The sequence below is a fragment of the Citrobacter sp. MGH100 genome (assembly GCF_001034465.1).
Classification (GTDB): Bacteria; Pseudomonadota; Gammaproteobacteria; order Enterobacterales; family Enterobacteriaceae; genus Citrobacter; species Citrobacter youngae.
On the sequence record NZ_KQ089803.1, the window covers coordinates 60191 to 85300 of the forward strand.

Annotated in this window: 23 protein-coding genes and 7 pseudogenes; 12 read left to right on the top strand and 18 right to left on the bottom strand. The window is 52.8% G+C overall.

Annotated features, from left to right (window positions below; translation table 11 throughout):
- Positions 1-104 precede the first annotated feature (104 nt).
- A protein-coding gene (locus SK32_RS20530) for an IS1-like element IS1B family transposase (protein ID WP_231591593.1) occupies positions 105-802 on the bottom strand; the annotation gives its coding sequence in 2 pieces (ribosomal slippage) (positions 105-553 and positions 553-802; 699 coding nt in all).
- A gap of 56 nt (positions 803-858) precedes the next feature.
- Here SK32_RS20530 and SK32_RS20535 point away from each other — a divergent pair.
- The 3 genes and pseudogenes from SK32_RS20535 to SK32_RS25295 form a co-directional block, all read left to right on the top strand.
- Positions 859-1101: pseudogene (locus SK32_RS20535) on the top strand (IS3 family transposase); the annotation flags it as partial.
- A gap of 160 nt (positions 1102-1261) precedes the next feature.
- The gene (nhaA, locus tag SK32_RS20540; protein ID WP_001000602.1) at positions 1262-2413 is read left to right on the top strand and encodes a Na+/H+ antiporter NhaA; all 1152 of its coding nucleotides are present in this window, start codon (positions 1262-1264) and stop codon (positions 2411-2413) included.
- A 192-nt stretch (positions 2414-2605) separates the two neighbouring features.
- Positions 2606-3310: pseudogene (locus tag SK32_RS25295) on the top strand (IS6-like element IS26 family transposase).
- Between the two features lie 33 nt (positions 3311-3343).
- Here the strand turns inward: SK32_RS25295 and SK32_RS20555 are convergent.
- Genes SK32_RS20555 through SK32_RS20575 form a run of 5 tightly spaced genes read right to left on the bottom strand, consistent with a single transcriptional unit; the run spans position 3344 to position 7276 of the window.
- Positions 3344-3577, bottom strand: a complete 234-nt coding sequence (locus tag SK32_RS20555) for a hypothetical protein (protein WP_231591594.1) — start codon at positions 3575-3577, stop codon at positions 3344-3346.
- A gap of 28 nt (positions 3578-3605) precedes the next feature.
- Positions 3606-4316, bottom strand: a complete 711-nt coding sequence (locus tag SK32_RS20560; RefSeq protein WP_004393997.1) for an ABC transporter ATP-binding protein — start codon at positions 4314-4316, stop codon at positions 3606-3608.
- Between the two features lies 1 nt (position 4317).
- Positions 4318-5523 carry an ABC transporter permease gene (locus SK32_RS20565; protein ID WP_022652303.1) on the bottom strand — a complete coding sequence of 402 codons (1206 nt, stop codon included), beginning with the start codon at positions 5521-5523 and terminating at the stop codon, positions 4318-4320.
- The gene (locus SK32_RS20570; RefSeq protein WP_016236501.1) at positions 5520-6671 is read right to left on the bottom strand and encodes an efflux RND transporter periplasmic adaptor subunit; all 1152 of its coding nucleotides are present in this window, start codon (positions 6669-6671) and stop codon (positions 5520-5522) included. The genes SK32_RS20565 and SK32_RS20570 overlap by 4 nt, the downstream gene beginning before the upstream one ends.
- Complete coding sequence (locus SK32_RS20575) at positions 6668-7276, bottom strand: TetR/AcrR family transcriptional regulator (RefSeq protein ID WP_004393990.1); 609 nt, start codon at positions 7274-7276, stop codon at positions 6668-6670. Before SK32_RS20575 ends, SK32_RS20570 begins: the two co-directional genes overlap by 4 nt.
- Before the next feature lie 187 nt (positions 7277-7463).
- On the opposite strand from SK32_RS20575, the gene SK32_RS20580 reads away from it, so the two are divergent.
- Positions 7464-8468 carry an IS110-like element IS5075 family transposase gene (locus tag SK32_RS20580; RefSeq protein WP_000427614.1) on the top strand — a complete coding sequence of 335 codons (1005 nt, stop codon included), beginning with the start codon at positions 7464-7466 and terminating at the stop codon, positions 8466-8468.
- A 311-nt stretch (positions 8469-8779) separates the two neighbouring features.
- Entirely contained in the window at positions 8780-8971 is a 192-nt protein-coding gene (locus SK32_RS20585) for a DUF2767 family protein (RefSeq protein WP_008322801.1), read from the top strand.
- Between the two features lie 22 nt (positions 8972-8993).
- Here SK32_RS20585 and SK32_RS20590 read toward each other — a convergent pair whose 3' ends face one another.
- From SK32_RS20590 to SK32_RS20605, 4 genes are all read right to left on the bottom strand, one after another.
- Entirely contained in the window at positions 8994-9761 is a 768-nt protein-coding gene (locus tag SK32_RS20590; RefSeq protein WP_042201113.1) for a TraX family protein, read from the bottom strand.
- Positions 9762-10079: 318 nt separating this feature from the next.
- Positions 10080-11084: a hypothetical protein gene (locus SK32_RS20595; RefSeq protein ID WP_042201111.1), complete on the bottom strand. Its 1005-nt coding sequence runs from the start codon at positions 11082-11084 to the stop codon at positions 10080-10082.
- Positions 11081-11344 carry a hypothetical protein gene (locus SK32_RS20600; protein ID WP_008322807.1) on the bottom strand — a complete coding sequence of 88 codons (264 nt, stop codon included), beginning with the start codon at positions 11342-11344 and terminating at the stop codon, positions 11081-11083. Before SK32_RS20600 ends, SK32_RS20595 begins: the two co-directional genes overlap by 4 nt.
- A gap of 415 nt (positions 11345-11759) precedes the next feature.
- Positions 11760-12434 (bottom strand): hypothetical protein, encoded by a 675-nt coding sequence (locus SK32_RS20605; RefSeq protein ID WP_053065240.1) that lies wholly within the window; start codon positions 12432-12434, stop codon positions 11760-11762.
- 262 nt (positions 12435-12696) lie between these two features.
- On the opposite strand from SK32_RS20605, the gene SK32_RS20610 reads away from it, so the two are divergent.
- Complete coding sequence (locus SK32_RS20610; protein WP_042201108.1) at positions 12697-13830, top strand: DUF3800 domain-containing protein; 1134 nt, start codon at positions 12697-12699, stop codon at positions 13828-13830.
- A gap of 158 nt (positions 13831-13988) precedes the next feature.
- Here SK32_RS20610 and SK32_RS20615 read toward each other — a convergent pair whose 3' ends face one another.
- The 6 genes and pseudogenes from SK32_RS20615 to SK32_RS25310 form a co-directional block, all read right to left on the bottom strand.
- Positions 13989-14729 carry an abortive infection family protein gene (locus SK32_RS20615; RefSeq protein ID WP_042201107.1) on the bottom strand — a complete coding sequence of 247 codons (741 nt, stop codon included), beginning with the start codon at positions 14727-14729 and terminating at the stop codon, positions 13989-13991.
- Between the two features lie 35 nt (positions 14730-14764).
- Positions 14765-15346: a DUF2971 domain-containing protein gene (locus tag SK32_RS20620; RefSeq protein ID WP_223602139.1), complete on the bottom strand. Its 582-nt coding sequence runs from the start codon at positions 15344-15346 to the stop codon at positions 14765-14767.
- Between the two features lie 15 nt (positions 15347-15361).
- A pseudogene (locus tag SK32_RS26515) lies at positions 15362-15553 on the bottom strand (hypothetical protein); the annotation flags it as partial.
- Positions 15550-16170 (bottom strand): hypothetical protein, encoded by a 621-nt coding sequence (locus SK32_RS20625; protein ID WP_042201102.1) that lies wholly within the window; start codon positions 16168-16170, stop codon positions 15550-15552. The gene SK32_RS20625 and the pseudogene SK32_RS26515, both read right to left, overlap by 4 nt.
- Positions 16167-16778: a DNA-binding protein gene (locus SK32_RS20630; protein WP_042201100.1), complete on the bottom strand. Its 612-nt coding sequence runs from the start codon at positions 16776-16778 to the stop codon at positions 16167-16169. Before SK32_RS20630 ends, SK32_RS20625 begins: the two co-directional genes overlap by 4 nt.
- Before the next feature lie 318 nt (positions 16779-17096).
- Positions 17097-17288, bottom strand: a pseudogene (locus SK32_RS25310) (helix-turn-helix domain-containing protein); the annotation flags it as partial.
- Positions 17289-17338: 50 nt separating this feature from the next.
- Here SK32_RS25310 and SK32_RS25830 point away from each other — a divergent pair.
- The 6 genes and pseudogenes from SK32_RS25830 (at position 17339) to SK32_RS20670 (ending at position 23343) form a co-directional block, all read left to right on the top strand.
- Positions 17339-18036 (top strand): annotated as a pseudogene (locus SK32_RS25830) (IS1 family transposase).
- 853 nt (positions 18037-18889) lie between these two features.
- Positions 18890-19575: pseudogene (locus SK32_RS25835) on the top strand (IS3 family transposase); the annotation flags it as partial.
- Positions 19576-20247: 672 nt separating this feature from the next.
- Positions 20248-21747: a group II intron reverse transcriptase/maturase gene (gene ltrA, locus SK32_RS20655; RefSeq protein WP_048213817.1), complete on the top strand. Its 1500-nt coding sequence runs from the start codon at positions 20248-20250 to the stop codon at positions 21745-21747.
- Positions 21748-21827: 80 nt separating this feature from the next.
- Positions 21828-22325 (top strand): annotated as a pseudogene (locus SK32_RS20660) (IS3 family transposase); the annotation flags it as partial.
- Positions 22326-22539: 214 nt separating this feature from the next.
- A complete protein-coding gene (locus SK32_RS20665; protein ID WP_048213818.1) occupies positions 22540-22809 on the top strand; it encodes a type II toxin-antitoxin system TacA family antitoxin in 270 nt (89 codons plus the stop codon).
- Between the two features lie 3 nt (positions 22810-22812).
- Positions 22813-23343: a GNAT family N-acetyltransferase gene (locus tag SK32_RS20670; RefSeq protein ID WP_048213819.1), complete on the top strand. Its 531-nt coding sequence runs from the start codon at positions 22813-22815 to the stop codon at positions 23341-23343.
- 84 nt (positions 23344-23427) lie between these two features.
- Here SK32_RS20670 and SK32_RS20675 read toward each other — a convergent pair whose 3' ends face one another.
- Entirely contained in the window at positions 23428-24432 is a 1005-nt protein-coding gene (locus tag SK32_RS20675) for a hypothetical protein (protein ID WP_048213820.1), read from the bottom strand.
- Positions 24433-24436: 4 nt separating this feature from the next.
- On the bottom strand, positions 24437-24682 hold the full coding sequence (locus SK32_RS20680; RefSeq protein ID WP_048213821.1) for a hypothetical protein: 246 nt from the start codon (positions 24680-24682) through the stop codon (positions 24437-24439).
- Positions 24683-25110: the final 428 nt, after the last annotated feature.

A 25110-nucleotide genomic window follows, 5' to 3' on the forward strand; every position in this document is an offset into this window, starting at 1 on the left:
CAGTCATACACATCATTTTTTTAATTAAAGAAATACCGGTGAACGCCGTTATATCCGCTTATCCAGACACAACGAGACACTATTATCATGGTAATAACTCCAACTTATTGATAGTGTTTTATGTTCAGATAATGCCCGATGACTTTGTCATGCAGCTCCACCGATTTTGAGAACGACAGCGACTTCCGTCCCAGCCGTGCCAGGTGCTGCCTCAGATTCAGGTTATGCCGCTCAATTCGCTGCGTATATCGCTTGCTGATTACGTGCAGCTTTCCCTTCAGGCGGGATTCATACAGCGGCCAGCCATCCGTCATCCATATCACCACGTCAAAGGGTGACAGCAGGCTCATAAGACGCCCCAGCGTCGCCATAGTGCGTTCACCGAATACGTGCGCCACAACCGTCTTCCGGAGCCTGTCATACGCGTAAAACAGCCAGCGCTGGCGCGATTTAGCCCCGACGTATCCCCACTGTTCGTCCATTTCCGCGCAGACGATGACGTCACTGCCCGGCTGTATGCGCGAGGTTACCGACTGCGGCCTGAGTTTTTTAAATGGCGGAAAATCGTGTTGAGGCCAACGCCCATAATGCGGGCGGTTGCCCGGCATCCAACGCCATTCATGGCCATATCAATGATTTTCTGGTGCGTACCGGGTTGAGAAGCGGTGTAAGTGAACTGCAGTTGCCATGTTTTACGGCAGTGAGAGCAGAGATAGCGCTGATGTCCGGCAGTGATTTTGCCGTTACGCACCACCCCGTCAGTAGCTGAACAGGAGGGACAGCTGATAGAAACAGAAGCCACTGGAGCACCTCAAAAACACCATCATACACTAAATCAGTAAGTTGGCAGCATCACCCTTCTGCCGGGCTAATAACCTGGTCCCGAGCATGAGCCGGCGTGGCAACTGCTGGGATAATGCGGTGGCCGAATCGTTCTTCAGTTCACTGAAAAAAGAGCGCATCAGGAAGAGAATATACAAAACCCGGGATCTAGCCCGGGCGGATATCTTCGATTACATTGAAGTGTTCTACAACCGGGCCCGGCGCCACAGTCACCTCGGCGGCGTCAGTCCGGAGGCCTTCGAACAGGCCTCGTCGTGAGGACAGAATTTGTCTACGGGCGTGGGGTCAGTCCAATCAACGGCTCGGAAGTGTCTAGATTATCCGTGGCGATTCAATTATTCTAAAGTTTTCGACCGCTATACACTCTTATCATTCTTTGTTAATCGTTTATTAAGATAATAAATATAAGGACGAAACCATGAACGATGTCATTCGTGACTTTTTCAAAATGGAATCAGCTGGTGGTATTCTTCTCGTGATTGCCGCGGCAATTGCGATGACCATTGCTAACTCACCGCTGGGCGAAACTTATCAATCTGTACTGCATACTTATGTATTTGGTATGTCAGTTTCTCACTGGATTAATGACGGCCTAATGGCTGTTTTCTTCTTACTCATTGGCCTTGAAGTTAAGCGAGAGCTGCTTGAAGGTGCGTTAAAATCAAAAGAAACCGCAATTTTCCCTGCGATTGCAGCGGTTGGCGGTATATTAACTCCTGCTCTTATTTACGTAGCCTTTAATGCCAACGATCCTGAGGCGATTTCTGGTTGGGCAATTCCAGCGGCGACAGATATCGCTTTTGCTTTAGGTATCATGGCGTTATTAGGTAAGCGTGTACCAGTAAGCCTAAAAGTGTTCTTGCTGGCGGTTGCTATCATCGATGATTTAGGTGTAGTTGTTATTATCGCGCTATTTTACACCGGTGACCTGTCGACCATGGCGTTGCTTGTTGGCTTCATCATGACTGGTGTCCTATTCATGTTGAATGCGAAGGAAGTAACAAAACTTACGCCATACATGATCGTCGGTGCGATCTTATGGTTCGCGGTGCTTAAATCTGGTGTTCACGCAACATTGGCAGGTGTAGTGATTGGTTTTGCTATCCCACTAAAGGGAAAGCAGGGCGAACATTCTCCACTTAAACATATGGAGCACGCGCTTCACCCATACGTGGCATTTGGTATTCTGCCTCTATTCGCATTTGCCAATGCGGGGATTTCGTTAGAAGGCGTATCGATGTCAGGTCTAACTTCAATGCTGCCACTCGGTATTGCTTTGGGTCTACTGGTTGGTAAGCCTCTAGGTATCTTTACCTTTAGCTGGGCAGCGGTAAAAATGGGCGTTGCTAAGTTACCTGAAGGCGTTAACTTCAAGCATATCTTTGCGGTATCTGTGTTGTGTGGTATTGGCTTTACAATGTCTATCTTCATTTCCTCTTTAGCGTTCGGAAATGTAAGTCCTGAATTTGATACCTATGCTCGACTCGGTATCTTAATGGGTTCTACGACAGCAGCATTACTTGGCTATGCCTTACTGCACTTTTCTTTGCCTAAGAAAGCGCAAGCGTAAGATAAAAATGAGCTATTTTGTAAAGCCTCCCAATCGGGATAACACCGATCAGTTAAGGCATTGATCAGTTGAACGATCCTACGGATGGTTAACAATACCCTCAGTACACTAATTGCTGAGGGTATTTTTGGCACTGTTGCAAATAGTCGGTGGTGATAAACTTATCATCCCCTTTTGCTGATGGAGCTGCACATGAACCCATTCAAAGGCCGGCATTTTCAGCGTGACATCATTCTGTGGGCCGTACGCTGGTACTGCAAATACGGCATCAGTTACCGTGAGCTGCAGGAGATGCTGGCTGAACGCGGAGTGAATGTCGATCACTCCACGATTTACCGCTGGGTTCAGCGTTATGCGCCTGAAATGGAAAAACGGCTGCGCTGGTACTGGCGTAACCCTTCCGATCTTTGCCCGTGGCACATGGATGAAACCTACGTGAAGGTCAATGGCCGCTGGGCGTATCTGTACCGGGCCGTCGACAGCCGGGGCCGCACTGTCGATTTTTATCTCTCCTCCCGTCGTAACAGCAAAGCTGCATACCGGTTTCTGGGTAAAATCCTCAACAACGTGAAGAAGTGGTAGATCCCGCGATTCATCAACACGGATAAAGCGCCCGCCTATGGTCGCGCGCTTGCTCTGCTCAAACGCGAAGGCCGGTGCCCGTCTGACGTTGAACACCGACAGATTAAGTACCGGAACAACGTGATTGAATGCGATCATGGCAAACTGAAACGGATAATCGGCGCCACGCTGGGATTTAAATCCATGAAGACGGCTTACGCCACCATCAAAGGTATTGAGGTGATGCGTGCACTACGCAAAGGCCAGGCCTCAGCATTTTATTATGGTGATCCCCTGGGCGAAATGCGCCTGGTAAGCAGAGTTTTTGAAATGTAAGGCCTTTGAATAAGACAAAAGGCTGCCTCATCGCTAACTTTGCAACAGTGCCAGCTGAACGACCTGAACCCATTCCTCCTGCGAAATCGCACCGGTAATAGCCTGCATGTTGCGCCCGAGTTCCTGCATGATCTTGCGTAGCGCCAGTGGCTCAACCTGGGTAGCGTCACCAGCCCAAGCTGGCAACTGAAAACCCCATAAAAGCAGGCAGGCCGTAACGGTCAGGGTGATAGTTCCAAATGCGTGGCTGTGTTTGCGGTGGGTCATGAAATTCTCCTGTAATTCAATCGTTCTCTCATTCGAACTCCCGCCCTTCGCCAGCTTCCTCATGGGTCACGCCGTCGCGGATGTGGTAGATGCGCTTGAATGTGGGGATGATCTTTTCGTCATGGGTGACGACGATGATGGCGGTCTCGAACTTCCGGGCCATGTCGTTGAGGATGCGGATTACAGCCATGGCGCGCTCGGAATCCAGCGGCGCAGTGGGTTCATCGGCCAGGATCACCGGCGGACGATTGACCAGTCCGCGCGCGATGGCGACCCGTTGCTGCTCGCCACCGGAGAGTTGCGAGGGCATTGCGCGAGCTCGGTGTTGCACATCAAGCGCTGTGAGCAATTCCAGTGCCTTCGCGCGCGACTCTCCATTCGCGACGCCTGCAAGCATCGGCAGCAGCGCCACGTTGTCGGTGACATCGAGAAACGGAATCAGGTACGGCGCCTGGAAAACGAAACCAATCTTGTCACGCCGTAAGGCGCGCAGGTCGCGGACTTTCCAGCCATCGGCGTAGATCACTTCATCGCCCAGCGTCATGCGACCGGCGGTCGGTTCGATCACCGCACCCAGACACTTGAGCAGCGTGCTCTTGCCGGACCCGGAAGGGCCGATCAGTCCCACCACTTCACCAGGCGCAACATGCATATTCACGTCTCTCAAGGCAAAGACAGCGGTGTCACCATCGCCATACCGCTTGCTTAAACTTTCGATGTGTATCCCTTTGCCACTCATCTCAACCTCCAATGGCTTCGGCCGGATCGACCTTGAGTGCTATGCGAATGGCGACGAGGCTAGCTAGAACGCAGATCACGAGCACGGCAAAAAAACCGGCGACAGAATCCATTGGCGTGAGCAGGACATATTTTGGAAAAGCCGGTGCTGAAAAGGTGGCTGTGATCTTGCCGACCACGAAGCCAATCACGCCCAGGGCGAGCGCCTGCTGCATGATCATCGCGGCGATGGTTCGGTTGCGTGTGCCGATGAGCTTCAACACCGCGATCTCACGGATTTTGTCCATCGTCAGCGAATAGATGATGAAGGCAACGATGGCCGCGCTAACGATGGCCAGAATCACAAGGAACATGCCGATCTGCTTGGCCGAGGTGGCGATCAGCTTGCCGACAAGGATGTCTTCCATCTGTGCCCGGGTGTAGACCGTCAAACGCTTCCAGCGCTGGATGGATTCGGCAACCTCGTCCGGCGCATGACCAGGTTTCAGAGTGACCAGCACGGCATTGACGAACGCGTTGCTGCTCTGTGAAGCAATCACGGCATCCAGCAAACCTGGATCACCGGGTCGATTGAAGACCGGGTTGGCTTCGGTGCGACGCCGGCTTTGCCAGATGGCATCGTTGTCCTTGAGGAACTGGGCCTCCTGGGCATCTTTGAGCGGAATGAATACCATCGGGTCGCCGCTGGACGACACCATGCGCCGTGTCAGCCCCACGACGGTGTAATGATTGCGGCGAATGGCAAGACGATCTCCCAGTTTGAAGCCGGTGGCGATGTCGGCCACAGCCTCGTAGTGACCGCGCGTGATCTGGCGTCCAGCGACGAGATAAGGAGGCCATCCGGGTGTAGCCCCCAACGCACCGGGCGCGATGCCGACCACCATGGTGCGTACATCACTCTCGCCCTTGCGTACCTGCATGGTCAGGTAGGTCGCGTTCGCTGCCTGTGAGACTCCCGGCATGGCGAGAATGGCGCGATACACGTCATCGTTGAGGCTGGACGACTCCGCATAAGGACCCAGAGTATCCTTTTGCACCACCCAAAGGTCAGCGCCACTGTTGTCGAGCAACGCCTTGCCGTCGTCCACCATGCCTCGGTACACCCCAGCCATGACCAGGGTGACGCCGATCAGCAGACCCAGACCGATGCCGGTGAAGACGAATTTCCCCCAGGCATGGAGAATGTCGCGGCCGGCCAGGCTGATCATCGTGAAACTCCCGGGATATGCTCGACCACATGGATGCGGCTGCGCGCCGTCAGTGCCTTTTCGCTATAGGTCACAACCTGGTCCCCATTCTTGAGCCCTTCGCGCACCTGCACGTAACCATTGAGGTCGGAAGTGCCGAGCTTGACCGGGGAGAAATGCAGATCACCATCCACGATTTGCCAGACACCGACTTTGTCGCCCTCACGCTGGACGGCAGCGTTGGGGATCAGTGGAGCGGCCGGGAGCGCCGGCAAGTCAACCGTGACTTCGGCCAGTTCACCCACTGGTGGCAAAGGTTCTGGTTTGTTATCGAATGTCACCTTGGCAAGCGTTTCCTCGGTTACCGCGTCGGCCTTGGGTTCCACCCGCAGCACGCGACCTTTCAAGGTCTGGCCACCACGCGAACGCAGGACGATATGAGCCGGCAGCCCCCCAGCCAGCCCCGATGCGCTGATCTGGTCGAAGCGCACATTGATCCACAAACTCTTGGGGTCGATCACTTCCACCACGGCCTGGCCCGCGACGATGGTCGTGCCGGGATCGGCATCGCGCACGGCGACTACACCGTCGACCGGCGCGATCAGGCGCAGATTGCTCCGCTGCGCGACGAGTGCTTCGCGGTCGGAGCGTGCCCGGGCAATATCTTCCCGAGCGGCGGATAGGGCGGCATCGGCGATCTGCAGTTCCTGCCGCTTGGTGGTGACGATTTCCTCGCTGGTCGAGCGCACCGCAAACAATTGCTCATAGCGGCGCGCCTGGGTTTGCGCGTAGGCTTGCCGGGCTTCTGCCTCGCGCAAAGCCGCTTCCGCCCGCTTGAATACAGACTCCTGTGAGCGCACCCGATCATCAAGGTCGACCGGCTCCATCTCGCCGAGCACCTGTCCGGCCTTGACCTGGTCGCCTACATGCACCTCCAGGCGTTTGACGCGCCCGGCAAACGTCGGCCCGATCTTGTAGGTGTAGCGCGCCTCCACCGTGCCGATGCCGAACAGCGCCGGTGTGATAGCCCTTGATTCCACGCTTGCCACCGTCACAGCGACCGGGGCGAGCGGCCCTGATCGCAGACCGACATAAATAAAAAGCACCAGCAAAGGAATGATGACGGCAAGCAGTGCCAGGGTGCGGCCTTGCAAGGGTAACTTTTTCATTGCGCACTCCTTATGCCACGCCGATAAATTGCAAAGACGCGCGGCGCATCGCGGTGCATACGTCCCACATCACCCGCCAACAGCGATTGCATGACCAAGCCCTGGATCGTGCCAATGAACAGCGTTGCCGCCGCCTCGTTGTCAAGCGAGGGAGACAACTCGCCGCTGGCCTTGCCTTTCTCGATGAGACGATGCAAACGTTCGCCGTAGCGCTGAATCAAGGTTTGCACCATGCGCTTGGCCGGTGTCGATTCGGCACGCTGAAGCTCACCAAACATCATTCTTGGCACGCCTGGGTGCTCAGCTACGAATTCGATATGACTCATGAACATCGCCTCCATGGCTGCCAAGGGCGACTCGATTCCTTGTGCGGATCGATCGATTCTGGCTAATAGGCGCTCTGCTACCCACTCCATGACCGCCTGCCAAATGGCTTCCTTGTTCGGGAAGTGCCGAAACAGCGCACCCTGGGTCAAGTTCATGTGTTTAGCGATAGCTGCAGTGGTTATCTCGCTTGGGTTTTGTGAACCGGCAAGCGCCACGACGGACTCGACAGTTACGGCACGACGTTCATCGGCCGGCAGATGCTTTGGATGGGTGTCCACGAGCACTCCTTGTAAGATAGTAATTGATTACTATCTTACCACAAGAGGCAACTCAAACAAGAGAAAACCCGACGTACTCGTCAATATCTAGCGTCTGCAATGGGCTTAACGTGCTTTATTTAATGAGATGGTCACTCCCTCCTTCCCAGTACTATGCTGAGGACAGGCTTTCATTCGGAGAACCATCATGGAAAACATTGCGCTTATTGGTATCGATCTGGGTAAGAACTCTTTCCATATTCATTGTCAGGATCATCGTGGGAAGGCCGTTTACCGTAAAAAATTCACCCGACCAAAGCTAATCGAATTTCTGGCGACATGCCCGGCAACAACCATCGCGATGGAAGCCTGTGGCGGTTCTCACTTTATGGCACGCAAGCTGGCAGAGTTAGGGCATTTTCCAAAGCTGATATCACCGCAATTTGTCCGCCCATTCGTTAAAAGCAACAAAAATGACTTCGTTGATGCTGAAGCTATCTGTGAAGCAGCATCACGTCCATCTATGCGTTTCGTGCAGCCCAGAACCGAATCTCAGCAGGCAATGCGAGCTCTGCATCGTGTCCGTGAATCCCTGGTTCAGGATAAGGTGAAAACAACTAATCAGATGCATGCTTTTCTGCTGGAATTTGGTATCAGCGTTCCGCGAGGTGCTGCCGTTATTAGTCGACTGAGTACCCTTCTTGAGGACAGTAGTTTGCCTCTTTATCTCAGCCAGTTACTGCTGAAATTACAACAGCATTATCACTATCTTGTTGAGCAGATTAAAGATCTGGAATCTCAGTTGAAACGAAAGTTGGACGAAGATGAGGTTGGACAGCGCTTGCTGAGTATTCCCTGCGTTGGAACGCTGACTGCCAGTACTATTTCAACTGAGATTGGCGACGGGAAGCAGTACGCCAGCAGCCGTGACTTTGCGGCGGCAACAGGGCTGGTACCCCGACAGTACAGCACGGGAGGTCGGACGACATTGTTAGGGATTAGCAAGCGGGGCAACAAAAAGATCCGAACTTTGTTGGTTCAGTGTGCCAGGGTATTCATACAAAAACTGGAACACCAGTCTGGCAAGTTGGCCGACTGGGTCAGGGAGTTGTTGTGTCGGAAAAGCAACTTTGTCGTCACCTGTGCTCTGGCAAACAAGCTGGCCAGAATAGCCTGGGCACTGACGGCGCGACAGCAAACTTACGAAGCATAAAGGCAGAAATACACCAGTTTAAACAATCATTCATCTGGTTTTGCGAATACTGATATTGATGATACTAACGGCCCACCGGCCTGTTGAGGAACCTGTAAAACGGAAAGGCTCATTGAAGCCGTATATTTTCTGGAGGTTCATCAGGCGCGGAACTCATCGAGGCGCGGGAATAAAATCCCATTCAGACGCCGGATAGATTCAAGCAAGCCAACTTGTCGTCAAAATCGGTGTTGCAAAAACGGGAGTGACCATAGATTCCGTTTTCTGAGACGTCCCCATTCACAGAAGCGTTCCTGCGCCAGCATGAAGAAATGTGCCAGGTCGTGGGCAGCATCGTTTTTTCACTTGTGGAGGCAGGACACGATTCCACCAGTGGAAATATCGTCACTGTGCTGCGAAATGAGATTGCCGAAACCGGCAAATGGGCGCCGGACCAGGTGCTTTATCTGCAACTGGCCATTGATTTGCTGGAGCAGGGACGCAGAATTCCGGGGCCACGCTGACGCCCCGTAAACGGTGGCTCTCTCACCAGAGTTGCATCAGGATGAGCAGAACCAGCAGATGGCCGGCATAGGCGATGTAGAAAAAATGCCGGGGCATAAAGCGCGGGCAGCCCTCCGGGCACAACTGAATGCTCAGGTAAATGGCCATAATGGGGAAAACCAGTGTGGGGAGGGTGGCGAACAGCAGCGTGTCTGCCGGCAGACTCAGCAGGTGTGATACCCCGTTCAGACAGCACAGTGACAGCCCGGACACGATAACCCCCGTGCGCTGCACGGCAGACGTCTGCCCGCCCGTGGCTATGACCATGCCGGTGGCCAGAACCATACCCGCCAGGCCATAACTGGCCGGGCTCAGCGGCCAGACCAGGACGACCAGCAGCAATACGCCAGCCATCAGCCCTTTTTTTCCGAACCGGTACTGAAGGGCAAGCAGTTGCGTGACACCTGCGAACACGAAAAGAATGTTCAGTGCCCACCACGGATGGTGATGCGCAAAAGCCAGGCTGAATACAGGCTGGGTTATGACGGCCCATCTCCACAGACGGTTTGCCCTCACCTGGAGCCGTTCCGGTGTGCGCTGCACGTTCATCGCCCAGATAAGCGTGAACAGGGGGAAGGCCATCCGGCCAGCCGCATACAAAAGCAGGTTGCCGGGCGTCAGGAACAGGGTGTTGATGTGGTCGGCCAGCATGGCGATCAGTGCCAGCACTTTGACCATATCCAGGGCAGCAGGACTGATCTGCCCTGGTGTCTGAAGGGGTCGAAGAAGGCCGGGAACCGCGTGACTCATTCGGTGTATTCTCCTGACGGCACGCCATCAGCAGCCAGTCCTGAACATGATGCCAGAAAGCCCTGCCTGTCTGTGACGTCACGCGAACCTTTAATTTTTCCAGAATTTTGCGTGCCGCAAACTCTGATTTATCCCGCAGCACACGCATGGCGCCTGCCACATCCTTATTCTGAACACAAAGACTTAAAATATGAAAATCGTTCATAACCCTTCCCTCCTGACCCTTTAATTATCGGCACAGGAAGGAATAAATTTAGCGTAAATTTATATTATTCAGTATGTTACAAGGAATGTCAGTGATCGGTTACCGTATCAATATTATGCGCCTGGCAACTCCCCGCTACCGTTACTGAGGGCATATTCTTCCTGACTCATCAGCGGCCAGCGGATAAGGCGGATGAGGCGGGAAGCCTGGTCCGGCGTGAACCCGAATCCGTCCAGCAACTCTGTCAGCAGCGGGCCGGCATCCTCTTCATACCGATCCGATCGAAGGGCACCAGGGGTCCCTTCCACCGTTTTCGCCAGTGCCAGAAAACGTTCCTGCAGCGGTTGTTCCTTATTACGCCAGCCGGGCTTCACTGCTTTAAGGTGCTCCGGATTTGTGGCGGAGAGCCCTTCCACATCGTGTTGTCGCAGTACCCTGAGCAGCTGCTGGTACCAGGTTACTGTCGTGGATAAAGCCTGTCCGCCGGGAAACTCTGCATTTTTCAGGACAGGCGTACCCTGTTCAGGCGAGGTGCTTTCGTTGATCTGCAGGCGGATATCAATGCCGGCATCGTGACAGGCCTGCAACCACTCAGCTACCTGCAGGGGGTCGCCTTCCTGTCGCATCACTTGCCCGGCCGTGTTCCACAGCTGCAGGCAGGTGGTGCCGTCGAGACGGATAACGTAGTCGCCCCGGCACGCCAGGTGCCAGCGACCATCCAGCTCCACCGGCCGGTCGTCACCGAACCTGTCAGACTCGTATACCGGCTTCATCCGGACCAGGGGCAGAACCCGGATCGCCGTCGCGCGCTGCTCTGCCAGGACGCGCGCCTGTTCGTCAGCGAGAAGCGGGGCGGCCAGCGCCCGGCCGGCGTCCGTAAGCTCGACGGCCAGCTGCAGGTTCGGCGCGCGCAGGGTGCGCAGCCAGCCCGCGTTTTCCATGCGCCGGCAGGAGGCGCGGAGGTTCGGCCCGTACACCGGGGCGTCCCCGCCCTGCTCCAGCAGATGTTCCAGGTCCCGGGTACGGACCCGGGTAATGTCGTTGTGCTTAAGACCTGCCAGCACAATCAGCACCCGCCGCTGCAGCGGCGACGGACGGCGTGTGTTGGCCCCGGTCATGCTGCGCTGCTCCCGTTCCGGATAAGCGCGTCCAGACGCTCCCAGTCGGCTTCGATACGCTCGTATATACTCGCGTCTGCTGGTCCTCTCTTCCCTTTCAGCGCCAGCCTGTGCCAGAAAGACAGGATGTCGCGGGCCATAATATAATTGTGGGCATAATGTTCACCGGTCTTGTTCAAATCGTATTTTTTAATCAGCTCTTCCGTTTCCTGCAAAAGCTGCTCATAGCTGAGTGAAAACGTCACTTCTCTCTCATCCATCCTGCACGCTCCATCTGATAATGTCCTTTTAATGGAAAAATCATATCATGAATGATTTTATACTGAATTGGTAAATATCATATTAGATATGATTATATTAAAAGTGATAAATGTCACACCCTATATTATTTTATATGTATTTATTTATTATCATATCACTTACGGTTTTCCTGCCGCGCAGATCCGATTTCTGGCTAAATCGGAATTGCTGGCCTGAAGCACCTGACTGACCTGACGGTATTGTGAGTTTCTGGACCGGAGCGGAAGGATTGAATGGGAAATTATTCAGATTCGAAGACTGAATATGTTCAGTGAACGCTGGCGCTTATCGACCTGCATAAGGGGGCTCAGTCGCCCGAAAACTCACGTTGCGCAAAGTGGCATAAATTAAGGGCGCTGAAGCGCCCTTCTGTTTTTAACTGAGTGTGGCTTCAACCAGGTAGGTCATAATTTCTTTTTCTGGATTCCCGTAAACAGGATAGTTGTGACCCATAGAGGTTCTGCTGGTAACAGTTATCGTTGCCCCGGCCGCAAACAGCACCTCAAGCTCATTTCCCTTTTCTGGCTCATCCATGTCGAACACGAAGGCTTTGACCTGGGGATCGATAACCGTAATGACCATCAGATCAATGTAGCCTTCCTTATATGCTTTCCCTGAGTGCTCAGCTTCACGCATGGCAACTTGTGGACAGAAGGTCGTGGCAAAGGGGTCACTAAGTTTAGTCACAGTTTTCTTTCCCATCCATTGGCCACCGTGGAAGAGAATCTGACCATGTGGGATCATCATTCCATGGGTATTTACCTCGTTGTCCGCCTGAGCCATCCGCGCCGGCGAAAGGGGGTACAGCTGCTGATAGTCCAGTAAAATTTGCGGTGTAACTGGCGGCATATGTGCTCTCCAGCTCGCGTATTCACCGCCATTCGCCAGTTCATTTTCAATATGCCACGCAATATCACTATTAGCCCCTGCAAAAGCCAGAACATGCGCCGCATCAAGCCAGGATGTTATGGGAGAGCGCGGCACATGGTCGGGGTAAATATCGGGGATTCTGGCACTGCACTGTGTGTGGAAAGGGTTGATAATATTCATAGTCGGAGCAATCATCCTTTAAAAATTATTGTCATTATTTCATCACCTTTCTAATCCGATACTTAAAAGAACACCATCATTTTCGTTAAAGAATGCACACAGCCTTCAGTAACAAGTTACACATTGCTGATTTTTTGAGCGCAGCCTTTCCGCAGTTCTGTAAAGATGCTTAAACGGATCGCTTGCACCTACTTATATGAAGGTTTTACAGTCGCATAAACAATATCGTTTCGCCTGCGCCTGCCTGATAAAGGAACCCTGCATGCATTTTTATGTGGATGAAACCGGTCATACCGGTCCCAATCTTTTTGATCCTACCCAGCCCGTGCTTTCCTACGGCGTGCTTTCTTCACCGGATGACCTGGACAAGGTTGCCGAAGCCGATCTTGCTGCCTTGCGTAAGAAACTGGGAGTACAGCGTCTGCACGCCGCAGAGCTTGGCATGCACCGCCTTGATGAGGTGGTTGATACGCTGCTTGTCCTGCAGAAGAAGCACCGGATACGGTTTGATGTCTGGCAGGTCGTTAAACGGGATCACGCCATTATTTCGTTCTTCGATCAGGTGTTTGATCAGGGGATGAATCCTGCAGTGCCCAGGGTTGCCTACTGGACCCCCTTTCGTTACCCGCTGCTACTGAATCTGGCAAGCCTGTTCGATAATGAACTGGCTGAAAAAGCGTGGCGTGCCCGCCTCGAAGCCCATGATGGAAGGTCCTCATCTCTGTTCAGTGAGGTCTGCAGTGAGCTGCTTGCGCGCGTTCATACCCTGGGGGACCGCCGTTACATTGAATTGATTACCGATGCGTTGTCCTGGGCGATGACCCACTTTGACGAACTGGGATATAACTGCAAAACCGGTAAACAAAAGCTGCAGATCATGCCCAATATGGTTGGATTTCAGTTCGTATTGCGCGGTATCTGTTCCCGCCTGGGAGCACCAAATCGCAAAGCCGACATCGTTGTGGACCAGCAGTCACAGTTCAACACCACCCAGCGGGAGCTGAGGGAGTTCTATTACCAGATACGTGAGATGCCGTGGGTACACGGTCCCGGTTTACCGGTCATGGATGTGACGAACATGCCGGCTGAACCGCTGGTTTTCCAGTCGGGTACAAAAAGTGCAGGGCTGGAGCTGGTTGATATATATCTCTGGATCTTCAAACGCTTTATGGAAGGGAAGGAGTTAACCAGACCCCTTACCCGCCTGGTTTACACCAATCGCAATACCGGCAGGACGGACAGTGTCTCCCTTCAGTCGGTGGCTAAACGATCTAAGGAGTTTCTGGACAAACTGCAGGAGCCAACGGCAGAAATGATGAAAAAGGCGAGGGAATACCGGGATCAGGAAGAGGCAAGGCGGCTGGAACATCGGGTGCAAATCCTGCCGCCATCCTGATCCGGCAGGTTGAGTACACACAAAAGTGGAAGCGGCCGCGACGGGATGATGCGTCTGTCCGGCATCTTCCGGAGGGCCAGAACTCGAAATTCTGGCCGTACTTCACTTCTTCGTTGAAGCTCTATCTGTTCGTTGTGAGTCTCATATTTTTATTAAAACTAAAGCAACTCATCAACATAAGTCATGATGGAACGAACCAGATTTATGGCAAAACGGGCATCGGCTTCATTCAGCAAAGTTTCAGTAGGATGGGCCATACTGTAATTGTTGCGCAGGTTATTGATTCCATGAAGTATTGCGGCAGAAGACTTCAACATTTTAAACACATCTTCATTTCTTCCATCATCCGGCAGGGCCTTGAGATGTGCAGTTATCAGGGAAAGCAATCCTGGAACATTATTATTGGTACTATTGGTCGCAATTCCATGGTTTGTACACATTTGTCTTAATGAAGCATGAAGAGCTGTATGGACACGATCATAAGCCCGGTGTGGTCCATTTTTCTGAAGCAACACTTCCGCATCTTCTAAAGCCTGGTAAATGTTTTCGTTCACATTTTTCACTGGCGCTGCGGAAACATTTCTTTGCCCATTCTGATTAACAATGTCCTTTATTTCATTGAATAACTCAGTATTTGCATTGTTGATAAAGCGTTGGACATTATCCAGCGCCCATATTTTAGAAAGGTTATCAGCGTCCCTGGCCAGAGTGCTTTCTATGGCAGAGATGGCCACTCCTTTCAGCTCCGGGTTGTCCCAGTGAACATGCTGGTAGAATTTATACAGCCCTTCCGGAACATCTTCACAAGATGTAACAGCAAACAGCTCCTGCCAGTCGCCTTCGTTAAACTTATCTGCCAGGATTTTGGCCAAATTAATTTGTGAAACTTTGTTCAACATACTGATCCCTTGAAGTTTGTACTTCTTAATTGAGTTTACCGGAACGGCGTCTCAGTAAACGAAATCCGTGTACTGGTGTACCCCCTGCTCTGCAACAGGAATGAAATCCCATCCATCATCATTGCTCTGTTACTGCGGGGCCCAATTCTGATGTTTGTCAGTGGCAGCTTGTCTTTTGCTTTAATGATCAGATATGGCACCAGACCGTTATCATTGACACGAAAATTGACACCCTCATAAGGGCTGTCCGGGAGGATTACCATCCGGAACTCCTGCTCCTCTTTGAAACCGTCATTCTTGAAAAAAGGCGGCAGGCTGTGTGCCAGTCTGGTTGCCTGAATCATCTCATGCATTACATCTGCATTTATTGCCGCCTGAACCTGTGGCTGACGAAAGAAGGCGAGGATTTCGTTCCGGGCTTCAACCGTGGAATCCTCTTTGGTATAGAGTACCCGGTTTTTAAACACCTGATATTGAGTTAATTCCAGGGAGGCAAGCAGCTCTTCATCATCAAATTCCAGGCACACGCCCTGAGAGCTGCCATAACCCCGCCACTGGCTTAACAGGTCGGGTTCGAGACAGAACGACAGGTTATAGACATGAGCAGCCCGGTGCATTCTGAAGTGTGTCAGTGCCTGTTCGATGAACTTCAGGGTTTTCGGGTTAAAGTCGTCCCTCAGGTACTGCAGGGCATTCTCAAGGCAGTTCATTCCGTGAGTCAGCTCATTGCTGTCATTGAGGAAGGAAAAGTGCGTCGCCCACAGTGAGCCTGATTCGATGATGCCCTTCAGTCCGTTCAGGTCAGTGTAATGATAAATCTTCATCTGGCAGCCTCCTGACTGTCCGGGCCCTGTTCGCACTCAGTTTTCTGCATGTCAGACAGAAACGGGAACGCCTTAAAAGCGGCTTCCCTTGCTTCTTCTATGGACTGTTCCCAGGCCTGCCATTCCGGGTCCGCAGCCAGCACTTCGTCGGCGGTATCGCGTAACCAGGCATACAACTTTTCGCCACCATTGAGATCAACCCGACGGGTTTTTACCGGGTCTTCATGCTTCATGATATTGCGCAGAAGTTTTCCCAGTGGGCCACCTGACTCGACAGCTTCAGCCGGGATATACTCCGGATATTCTGGAAACTGATCCAGCGTCAGATCTATATATTCCCCGTCCAGCAATACGATGACATGCCCGTGAACCGTTGAGTTTTCCGCTTCCTGAAAGCCTGCGTTCCCTTCCATAAAAATGATGCACGGATGGCATCCCTCAGTATCTGTCAGGTACTTCGCCAGTGTGTTGCTGGCTAAATCGCAGCTGCCGTGCGGGAAATTCCTCAGTTCCTCTTTCCATCGAGGAAAATGACGGCACCCGTCAGCCCGTTCACCGGCGCCAAGCTCCAGCGCCCGCCGAAACGCCTTTATACGTAATGTTCTTTCCTGTCTCATTTCTTCACCTTCCCGTCATGGCGGGCCAGGGCCAGCAGTTCGGCCTGAAGCTGACGACCGTCCTCCCGGGACTCCTTCAGCTCCGCTTTCGTGTCCTGCAGCTGCGCCGCCAGGTGTTCGCCGGTGGCGGTCAGGCGGGCCACCTGCTCACGCAGCGGCAGCGCCTCCGCGCGCAGCTCGCGCACCTCCTGCAGCAGGCGGTCACGTTCGGCTACCACCTCGCGCAGCACCGCCAGCTCGCTCTCCAGGGCAGCCACCTTCGCCAGGGCCTCATCCCGCTCCTGGTCGGCACGGGCTATGTCGTCGTCAGCCTGCTCACGCGCCGCCAGGACCCCGGCTTCAGCCTGTTTCACGGCCGCCTGCCACAGCAGCCCCAGCTGGCCGGTCAGCAACTGCGCCAGCTCCGGCGGCAGGGGCGCGGTCTGCTCAGCGGCCTGCTCGCGCTGGCGGGCGCGGAACGCGCGCATCACCGGGGAGATGTGGGACAGGGAGCCGCCGCCGAGGTACTGACGGACCTGCTCGTTGGTCGGGTTCAGGGTGCCGGCGGCGATCAGGGCGGCAGCGGCGTCTTCAATGCGGCGGACGGTGTCCGGGGAGAGGGTGGTCATGGTCTGGCTCCGGTTTTACAGGGAATGACATCATGGTACGTCCGGTGCAAAAAAATAAACAATACATAAAATACAAATAATACATACAATACATTTGATACATATCGTACATACCGTACAGAACCTACATACAGTTTCTCTCCTGTCTCGTTGAGATCCGAAAACCCCTGAAGTCGGATCTTTATTAGCTGCCGGTTCGGAGGGATGTATGAGACAGTAGCTGGTAAGAACCTTCGTGCGAAGGGTTATCTTTCACAACTGGCAGAAGGTTCGCTTTGAGCGAATAGTGCACATTATGAATATGCAGTCGTTTTGAGATTATACAGGATGATAAAATGAGGGTGTCTGCCCCGTAACGCGGCGGAACATCGTCGCGAACGATGAGGCATTGTCGTATCCAAGAGAGAGCGCCACGTCAAACACCGGCCTGCCTGTTATCAACAACGCCAGCGCGCGGACCACACAAGCTCGCTGGCGCCAGGCCGAAAATGACATGCCGATTTCCGGTAATGCTGCCAACTTACTGATTTAGTGTATGATGGTGATTTTAAGGTGCTTGCGTGGCTTCCATTTCCATCAGATGTCCTTCCTGCTCCGCTACTGAAGGCGTGGTGCGTAACGGCAAAAGCACTGCCGGACATCAGCGCTATCTCTGCTCTCATTGCCGTAAAACATGGCAACTACAGTTCACTTACACCGCCTCTCAGCCCGGTACGCACCAGAAAATCATTGATATGGCCATGAATGGCGTCGGATGTCGCGCCAGTGCACGCATTATGGGCGTTGGCCTCAACACGGTTTTACGTCACTTAAAAAACTCAGGCCGCAGTCGGTAACCTCGCGCATACAACCGGGCAGTGATGTGATTGTCTGCGCTGAAATGGACGAACAGTGGGGCTACGTCGGTGCTAAATCACGTCAGCGCTGGCTGTTTTACGCGTATGACAGGATACGGAGGACGGTTGTGGCGCACGTCTTCGGTGAACGCACTCTGGCCACACTGGAGCGTCTTCTGAGCCTGCTGTCGGCCTTTGAGGTCGTGGTATGGATGACGGATGGCTGGCCGCTGTATGAACCCCGCCTGAAGGGAAAGCTGCACGTTATCAGCAAGCGTTACACTCAGCGCATTGAGTGACATAACCTGAATCTGAGACAACATCTGGCAAGGCTGGGACGGAAGTCACTGTCGTTCTCAAAATCGGTGGAGCTGCATGACAAGGTCATCGGGCATTATCTGAACATAAAACACTATCAGTAAGTTAGAGTCATTACCAATAATACCTTCAAATAAAAAAAGCGGTCCGGCGACATCCCCCGGACCGCTTCAATAAACTGTCTGATGTTATGTGTTCATCAGTGTGCAAATATCATACCAGCTTATGGTTCAGATAGCCACGTTGCTTAATTGTTGTGCAATGTAACAAATGTGAGGTATGTGTAGGTAATCGTTATTTTTAGGACTTAATGCACCGGTATTCTGGGCTTCAAATTCATCGGGGTAATGGCAAGTTAATGAAAAAAAGACCATTCCTCACGGGGGAAAAATGGTCGAATAATAGTATCCTGGTTCTGTGTACGTCAGGGTTCCAGTAGGATAGCGTCTATTGTCATGAACGAAACGACAAATAAGGGGGTAAATATGCCTCATTTTTGTTAAGGAATTGTCTATATGAACTGTTACTCAGTTTCTGTCCGTGAAATGGTCAGTATCAGGTATCAGACAATCATATCCTTTTATCTCACTGAGATTCCGGGCTGGACTTGATATCATCTAAACCTTTTCGGATTTCCACGTTTGGAAAATACAAGCCTTTCAAGAATTATACTGGTCTGTTAAGCGACCGATTGGAATCCGATATAAGAATATCCAGCAAGGAATTGACGCCCTCGACACTGCTGATGTCTTTGAGGCGGTTTCTTGGATGAATCTGTCCTGAAGTGTCTGATTTTATCGCTCTATGTGATTGTTCGACTGTAGTGGCACAGTAAATTTGGCCACCTGATTAAAGGTGTGGAGTGCCCCCGAGCCCGTAGACAAATCTGCCCTATAGTTGGACTGACCCCACCCCGGTAGACGATCCTGCCCTATAGTTTGAGCATAGGGGGAGCATATGGGCACACCACGATTTACACCTGAATTTAAGGAAGAAGCCGTCCGACAGATAACGGAACGCGGTTATTCCGTTGCCGAAGTATCTGACCGTCTGGGCGTTTCTGCCCACAGCCTCTACAAGTGGCTACGGGCTATCAAACCGGATAACAGCGAGCAGCATGCCCGGGATTTACTGGAAGCCAAAAGCGAGATCCTGAAACTACGGGCACAGCTAAAACGTACCGAAGAAGAACGGGATATCCTGAAAAAGGCCGCGCGGTACTTTGCAAGGGAGCCCGACTGAAGTACCGCTTTATCAATGAGCACCGCACTGTATGGGGTGTGATGACAATGTGTCGGGTACTGGATGTCGCCCGGGCCGAGTTCTACGCGTGGCTGCATAACCCGGTCTCGGCACGTGATAAAGATAATCAGCGTCTGCTGACGCTTATCCGTGACTCCTATTCACTGAGCGGAGGCGTATACGGTTACCGGCGGGTTCATGGCGACCTGAACGAAATCGGGGAAACCTGCGGTAAAAACCGGGTGGGCCGTATTATGCAACTGAACCGGATTAAAGCCGTGCGCGGCTATAAAGCGCCGCGTCGTATCGCTGGCAGACCTTCAGTGGTTGCCCCTAATCGCGTGCAGCGGCAGTTTACTGTTGTCCGGGCCAATCAGGTCTGGGTCACCGACATTACTTATAGTGTGCCCGGAGTTCAGGGCGGGCATGGATGCTTAAATGAACCGCGAGTCTGTCTGGAATATTGAACCGGTAACTCACGATGAGAACCCCAACAATCCCACCGGGTGTGACGGTGGAGAACCTGAGCGGCAGTGACCTGCGGCATGCCCGCAGGGTGATGTAACCCGCTGACAACGGGGATTGAGGCGAGATCACTAAGCCGAGATGATCCTCAAGGTTAAGTACTGAAAGGCTGAAGAACATGAACCCGTTAATCCGCCTCTGTGGGTTGAAAACGTCACCACGGCCTACGTGATCTGACAGGCCGTGCAGGAGGAACTGGCAGTGATACGTAAGCACTGCCGGTCGAAGGTGTTTTGACATGTATGCGAAACACCGGGGCAGCAGCGTCTATCACGCTTGCGTTGCTGACTTCTGCCAACTTGCGGCAAGCAAGGATAAAGAGTGCGACGGGCAGCCTCCTCAGTATGCCTGACTCCAGGCAGGTAAACCGGGGAAGGTCAGCGACGGATGTTAAGGGGGCATGGCTCCGATGACGCGCTGGCTGGCGGAGCTTCCGTAGTAGTCCGCGATGGGGAAAGCCCATTACATGGCGAAGGGAAGCAGTTTGAATGTGTTTGCGACGTGAATTAACTGACCTAACGAGGTGAAGACCTTTGATAATCAGCGAAATGCAACGCAAGCTTGCCACATGGGCAGCCACCGATCCGTCCCTACGGATTCAACGGCTGCTGCGTCTGATAACACAACCAGAATGGCTGGCTGAAGCGGCGCGGATCACGCTTTCATCAAAGGGGGCGCATACCCCCGGCGTTGATGGCGTGAACAAAACAATGCTACAGGCCAGACTGGCTGTTGAGCTGCAAATCCTCAGGGATGAATTACTCTCAGGCCACTACCAGCCCTTGCCCGCCAGACGGGTTTACATCCCTAAAAGCAACGGCAAACTGCGACCACTGGGTATCCCCGCGTTGCGGGATCGTATTGTTCAGCGGGCCATGCTGATGGCGATGGAGCCGATATGGGAGAGTGATTTTCATACGCTCTCATATGGCTTCCGGCCTGAGCGCAGTGTCCACCACGCGATCCGCACGGTGAAATTACAGCTCACAGACTGCGGTGAAACCCGGGGACGCTGGGTGATTGAAGGCGACCTGTCCAGTTACTTCGACACCGTACATCATCGACTGCTGATGAAGGCTGTACGCCGCAGGATCAGTGACGCACGTTTCATGACTCTGCTGTGGAAAACCATCAAGGCGGGACATATCGATGTCGGTCTCTTTCGGGCGGCCAGTGAAGGTGTGCCACAGGGCGGTGTTATATCGCCGCTATTATCGAACATCATGCTGAATGAGTTCGATCAATACCTGCATGAGCGCTACCTGAGCGGGAAAGCCAGAAAAGATCGGTGGTACTGGAATAACAGTATCCAACGGGGCCGAAGTACGGCGGTCAGAGAAAACTGGCAGTGGAAACCCGCGGTGGCGTACTGCCGCTATGCCGATGATTTTGTCCTCATCGTCAAAGGCACCAAAGCACAGGCGGAAGCCATCAGGGAGGAGTGTCGGGGTGTGCTCGAAGGCAGTCTGAAACTCAGGCTGAACATGGATAAGACTAAAATCACCCATGTTAATGACGGCTTTATCTTTCTGGGGCACAGGATCATTCGCAAACGCAGTCGTTATGGCGAGATGCGAGTGGTCTCAACGGAGAAAGCCAGAAACTTCGCCGCATCGCTGACAGCACTGTTATCAGGCAACTACAGTGAAAGCAAAGTCGATATGGCTGAACAACTCAACCGAAAACTGAAAGGCTGGGCCATGTTCTATAAGTTCGTTGATTTTAAGGCCAAAGTCTTCAGTTATATCGACCGTGTCGTGTTCTGGAAGCTGGCTCACTGGCTGGCCCGCAAATACCGTACAGGTATCGCTTCCCTGATGAGGTGGTGGTGTAAATCACCGAAACCGGGTCAGAGCAAAACGTGGGTTTTATTTGGTAAAACCAATCACGGCAAGCTCAGCGGCGAAATACTGTACCGGTTGGTGGGGCAAGGCAAGAAGCTGTTCCGCTGGCGGCTACCCGAAGGTAATCCCTATCTGAGGACGGAGACCAGAAACACGTATACATCGCGCTTTACAGAAGTGGCAATGGCGTTCGCCAGCATTTAAATGGAGAGCCGGATGCGCTGAAAGGTGCACGTCCGGTTCGGGGAGGAGAGGCAGGGAAATAGTCCGACTACGCCCTGCCTCTTACTCTACTCCGCACCTGGCAGGGCTGGCTGTATCTGGCGGTGGTTATCGAGCTCTTCGCCCGTAACGTGGTGGGCTGGTCGATGAAGCCCACTCTCTCACGCGAACTGGCGCTGGATGCACTGATGATGGCGGTCTGGCGGCGAAAACTGGACGGCGAGGTCATCGTAAATAGCGATCAAGGTAGCCAGTATGGCAGTGACGACTGGCAGCGCTTCTGCCGGGCCAATAACCTGGCTCCGAGTATGAGCCGGCGTGGCAATTGCTGGGATAATGCGGTGGCCGAATCGTTCTTCAGTTCACTGAAAAAAGAACGTATCAGGAAGAGAATATACAAAACCCGGGATCTGGCCCGGGCGGATATCTTCGATTACATTGAAGTGTTCTACAACCGGGCCCGGCGCCACAGTCATCTCGGTGGCGTCAGTCCGGAGGCCTTCGAACAGGCCTCCGTCGTGAGGACAGAATTTGTCCACTGTTGTGGGGGTAGTCCATAAATGATTCTGAGGTGTCTGTTAAACCCATGGCGATTCATTTCTCTGTACCTTTACGTGCTGTGCCTAGATCCATAGCTAACTTGTGGTTGAAACCTGCATACCATAACACTATTATATTTGTACGGCATACCTCCGTACATGCTATCGTCTTAAGTCCCGAACTTAACAAAACAGTCCGCTCTTTCAGATTAAAGAGTGGCCTGGGAGAAAAACCATGTCAGCACTGAAAAAGCAGCGCATTGACCTGAGATTAAATGAAGACGACAAACACATGATCGAAGAAGCTGCAGCAATGACTAACCAGTCAATTTCGCAGTTCATGGTCAGTACCGCCTCAGAACGCGCTGCAGAAGTTATTGACCAGCACCGTCGTCTGCTCCTCAATGAGGAGTCCTGGAACCTGGTTATGGATGCAATCACTAATCCGCCAGTACCGAATGACCGGCTGAAACGCGCCGCTAACCGTCTCCGGGAACTGGAGTAATAAATGGACGGTTTAAGGATTGAGATTTTTTCAGAGGAAGTTGAATATGAATTAAGCAACTTCGATTGTGGAGAAGAGTATCTGAATACTTTTCTTACTGACCATCTGAAACGCCAGCACAACAGTAAGATTTTGCGTGGCTATCTGCTCGTGACGAGAGAGGATAAACCACGTGTTATGGGGTACTACACGCTGTCTGGCAGCTGCTTTGAGAAAACACTTCTACCCAGCAAAACGCAACAAAAGCGCGTCCCCTACAAAAATGTGCCGAGCGTGACTTTAGGCCGTCTGGCAATTGATAAAAGCATTCATCACCAGGGATATGGAGAAACACTTGTTACCCATGCTATGAAAGTCGTGTATCAGGCCTCGCAGGCTGTGGGTATACACGGAATGTTCGTGGAAGCGCTGAACGACAACGCCAAAAAATTCTACCTTCGCCTGGGTTTTATACAGTTAAAAGAAGAAAACAGTAATTCGCTCTTCTACCCGACAAAATCTGTTGAAGAATTGTTCGAAGTAAAAGATGAATAAAACTGGTTTAGACTGATCCAGTAAAGCCGTACCGCTTACATAAAGCAGCCTGGTCCTATTACGGTATTTTTGCCGAAATCAGGCCTAGATATCGTCCAGCAGGCTGTTCAGTTCGCGCCGGTCAAATTCTTCCTGACTCATCAGCGGCCAGCGGATAAGGCGGGTGAGGCGGGAAGCCTGATCCGGCGTAAACCCGAATCCGGCCAGCATCGGTGTCATCAAATGGCCGGTATCTTCTTCATACCGATCCGAGCGAAGGGCATCAGGAGTCCCCTCCACGGCTTTTGCCAGCGCCAGGAAACGCTCCTGTAACGGTTGTTCCTTATTACGCCAGCCTGGCTTCACTGCTTTAAGGTGCTCCGGGTTTGTTGCGGATAACCCCTTCACATCGTATTGTCGCAGTGCCCTGAGCAGGTGCTGGTACCAGGTTACTGTCGTGGATGAAGCCTGTCCGCCGGGAAACTCAGCCCCTTTCAGTGAAGGTGTACCCTGTTCCAACGCGGTGCTTTCGTTGATCTGCAGGCGGATATCAATGCCGGCATCGTGACAGGCCTGTAACCACTCCGCCACCTGCAGGGGGTCGCTTTCGAGGCGCGTCACCTGCCCGGCAGAGGTCCACAGCTGCAGGCAGGTGGTGCCGTCAAGACGGATAACGTAGTCTCCCCGGCACGCCAGATGCCAGCGATCACTCAGCTCCACCGGGCGGTCGTCACCGAATGTGTCGGACGCATACACCGGCTTTAGCCGGACCAGGGGCAGGACCCGGACCACCGTCGCGCGCTGCTCAGTCTGCACTCGTTCGCGTTCGGCGGCCAGCAGGGGGACGGCGATTGCCCGTCCACTGTCCGTCAGCTCGACAGCCAGCTGCAGATTCGGCGCACGTAGCGTGCGCAGCCAGCCCGAGGCTTCCATGCGCCGGCAGGAGGCACGCAGGTTCGGTCCGTACACCGGGGCGTCCCCACCCTGCTCCAGCAGATGTTCCAGGTCCCGGGTACGGACACAGGTAATGTCATTGTGCTCAAGACCTGCCAGCACAATCAGCACGCGCCGCTGCAGCGGTGACGGACGGCGGACGTTCACCGTTGTCACGATGTCAGTCCTCTATCCTAAAGACGAGGGTGTGCAGGCGCTGCCAGTCGGCCTCAATGCGTTCATAATCTCCCACGCCTGAATAGCCACGATTCACCAGCCTGTGCCAGAAATGCAGGAAGTCCGTTGCTTTACTCAGCTCCTGAGGATAGTAAGGGCCTTCCTTGTTGAGATCACATTTCTGTATCGACTCCTCGGCTTCCTGCAACAGCTGCTCATAGCTGAGTGAAAACGTCACTTCCTGATCCATCCTGCACGCTCCGTTTGATGATGTGTGGTTATATAATAAATCATACTAAGAATTTTTATTGCTATTTTAGTTCAAATCATATCAGATATGATTGATAGTAAAGTGATAAATATCATACCTAGTATGATTTTGTTTGTATTGTTATAAAATCATATCAATTACGCGTTTCCCACCGTGTAGATCCGAAAAGCGGTAAAGTCGGATCTTTACTGAGGAGCTGATTTAGATTGAGTAGGTTTACAATTGAATGAGGTTTGCTGAGTGGGTTTAGGACAAATGAGCAAAGTCAGTTATAGCAGCTAATCGCCGCATACGGTCCGGATTGCCGCAATTCGAAAAATCACGCGGAAGGTAGCTCCAGCGGAAAAGTTAAGCCTTGCCAGAGACAAGCGAGCATGTCCTCAACGTACAACTCCATCGCGCAACGT

Bases quoted from the DNA above. Each gene is read 5' to 3' on its own strand.
- nhaA (WP_001000602.1), top strand. From the start codon at position 1,262: ATGAACGATGTCATTCGTGACTTTTTCAAAATGGAATCAGCTGGTGGT.
- SK32_RS20555 (WP_231591594.1), bottom strand. From the start codon at position 3,577: ATGACCCACCGCAAACACAGCCACGCATTTGGAACTATCACCCTGACC.
- SK32_RS20560 (WP_004393997.1), bottom strand. From the start codon at position 4,316: ATGAGTGGCAAAGGGATACACATCGAAAGTTTAAGCAAGCGGTATGGC.
- SK32_RS20565 (WP_022652303.1), bottom strand. From the start codon at position 5,523: ATGATCAGCCTGGCCGGCCGCGACATTCTCCATGCCTGGGGGAAATTC.
- SK32_RS20570 (WP_016236501.1), bottom strand. From the start codon at position 6,671: ATGAAAAAGTTACCCTTGCAAGGCCGCACCCTGGCACTGCTTGCCGTC.
- SK32_RS20580 (WP_000427614.1), top strand. From the start codon at position 7,464: ATGGAAAACATTGCGCTTATTGGTATCGATCTGGGTAAGAACTCTTTC.
- SK32_RS20585 (WP_008322801.1), top strand. From the start codon at position 8,780: ATGTGCCAGGTCGTGGGCAGCATCGTTTTTTCACTTGTGGAGGCAGGA.
- SK32_RS20590 (WP_042201113.1), bottom strand. From the start codon at position 9,761: ATGAGTCACGCGGTTCCCGGCCTTCTTCGACCCCTTCAGACACCAGGG.
- SK32_RS20595 (WP_042201111.1), bottom strand. From the start codon at position 11,084: ATGACCGGGGCCAACACACGCCGTCCGTCGCCGCTGCAGCGGCGGGTG.
- SK32_RS20600 (WP_008322807.1), bottom strand. From the start codon at position 11,344: ATGGATGAGAGAGAAGTGACGTTTTCACTCAGCTATGAGCAGCTTTTG.
- SK32_RS20605 (WP_053065240.1), bottom strand. From the start codon at position 12,434: ATGAATATTATCAACCCTTTCCACACACAGTGCAGTGCCAGAATCCCC.
- SK32_RS20610 (WP_042201108.1), top strand. From the start codon at position 12,697: ATGCATTTTTATGTGGATGAAACCGGTCATACCGGTCCCAATCTTTTT.
- SK32_RS20615 (WP_042201107.1), bottom strand. From the start codon at position 14,729: ATGTTGAACAAAGTTTCACAAATTAATTTGGCCAAAATCCTGGCAGAT.
- SK32_RS20620 (WP_223602139.1), bottom strand. From the start codon at position 15,346: ATGCACCGGGCTGCTCATGTCTATAACCTGTCGTTCTGTCTCGAACCC.
- SK32_RS20625 (WP_042201102.1), bottom strand. From the start codon at position 16,170: ATGAGACAGGAAAGAACATTACGTATAAAGGCGTTTCGGCGGGCGCTG.
- SK32_RS20630 (WP_042201100.1), bottom strand. From the start codon at position 16,778: ATGACCACCCTCTCCCCGGACACCGTCCGCCGCATTGAAGACGCCGCT.
- ltrA (WP_048213817.1), top strand. From the start codon at position 20,248: ATGCAACGCAAGCTTGCCACATGGGCAGCCACCGATCCGTCCCTACGG.
- SK32_RS20665 (WP_048213818.1), top strand. From the start codon at position 22,540: ATGTCAGCACTGAAAAAGCAGCGCATTGACCTGAGATTAAATGAAGAC.
- SK32_RS20670 (WP_048213819.1), top strand. From the start codon at position 22,813: ATGGACGGTTTAAGGATTGAGATTTTTTCAGAGGAAGTTGAATATGAA.
- SK32_RS20680 (WP_048213821.1), bottom strand. From the start codon at position 24,682: ATGGATCAGGAAGTGACGTTTTCACTCAGCTATGAGCAGCTGTTGCAG.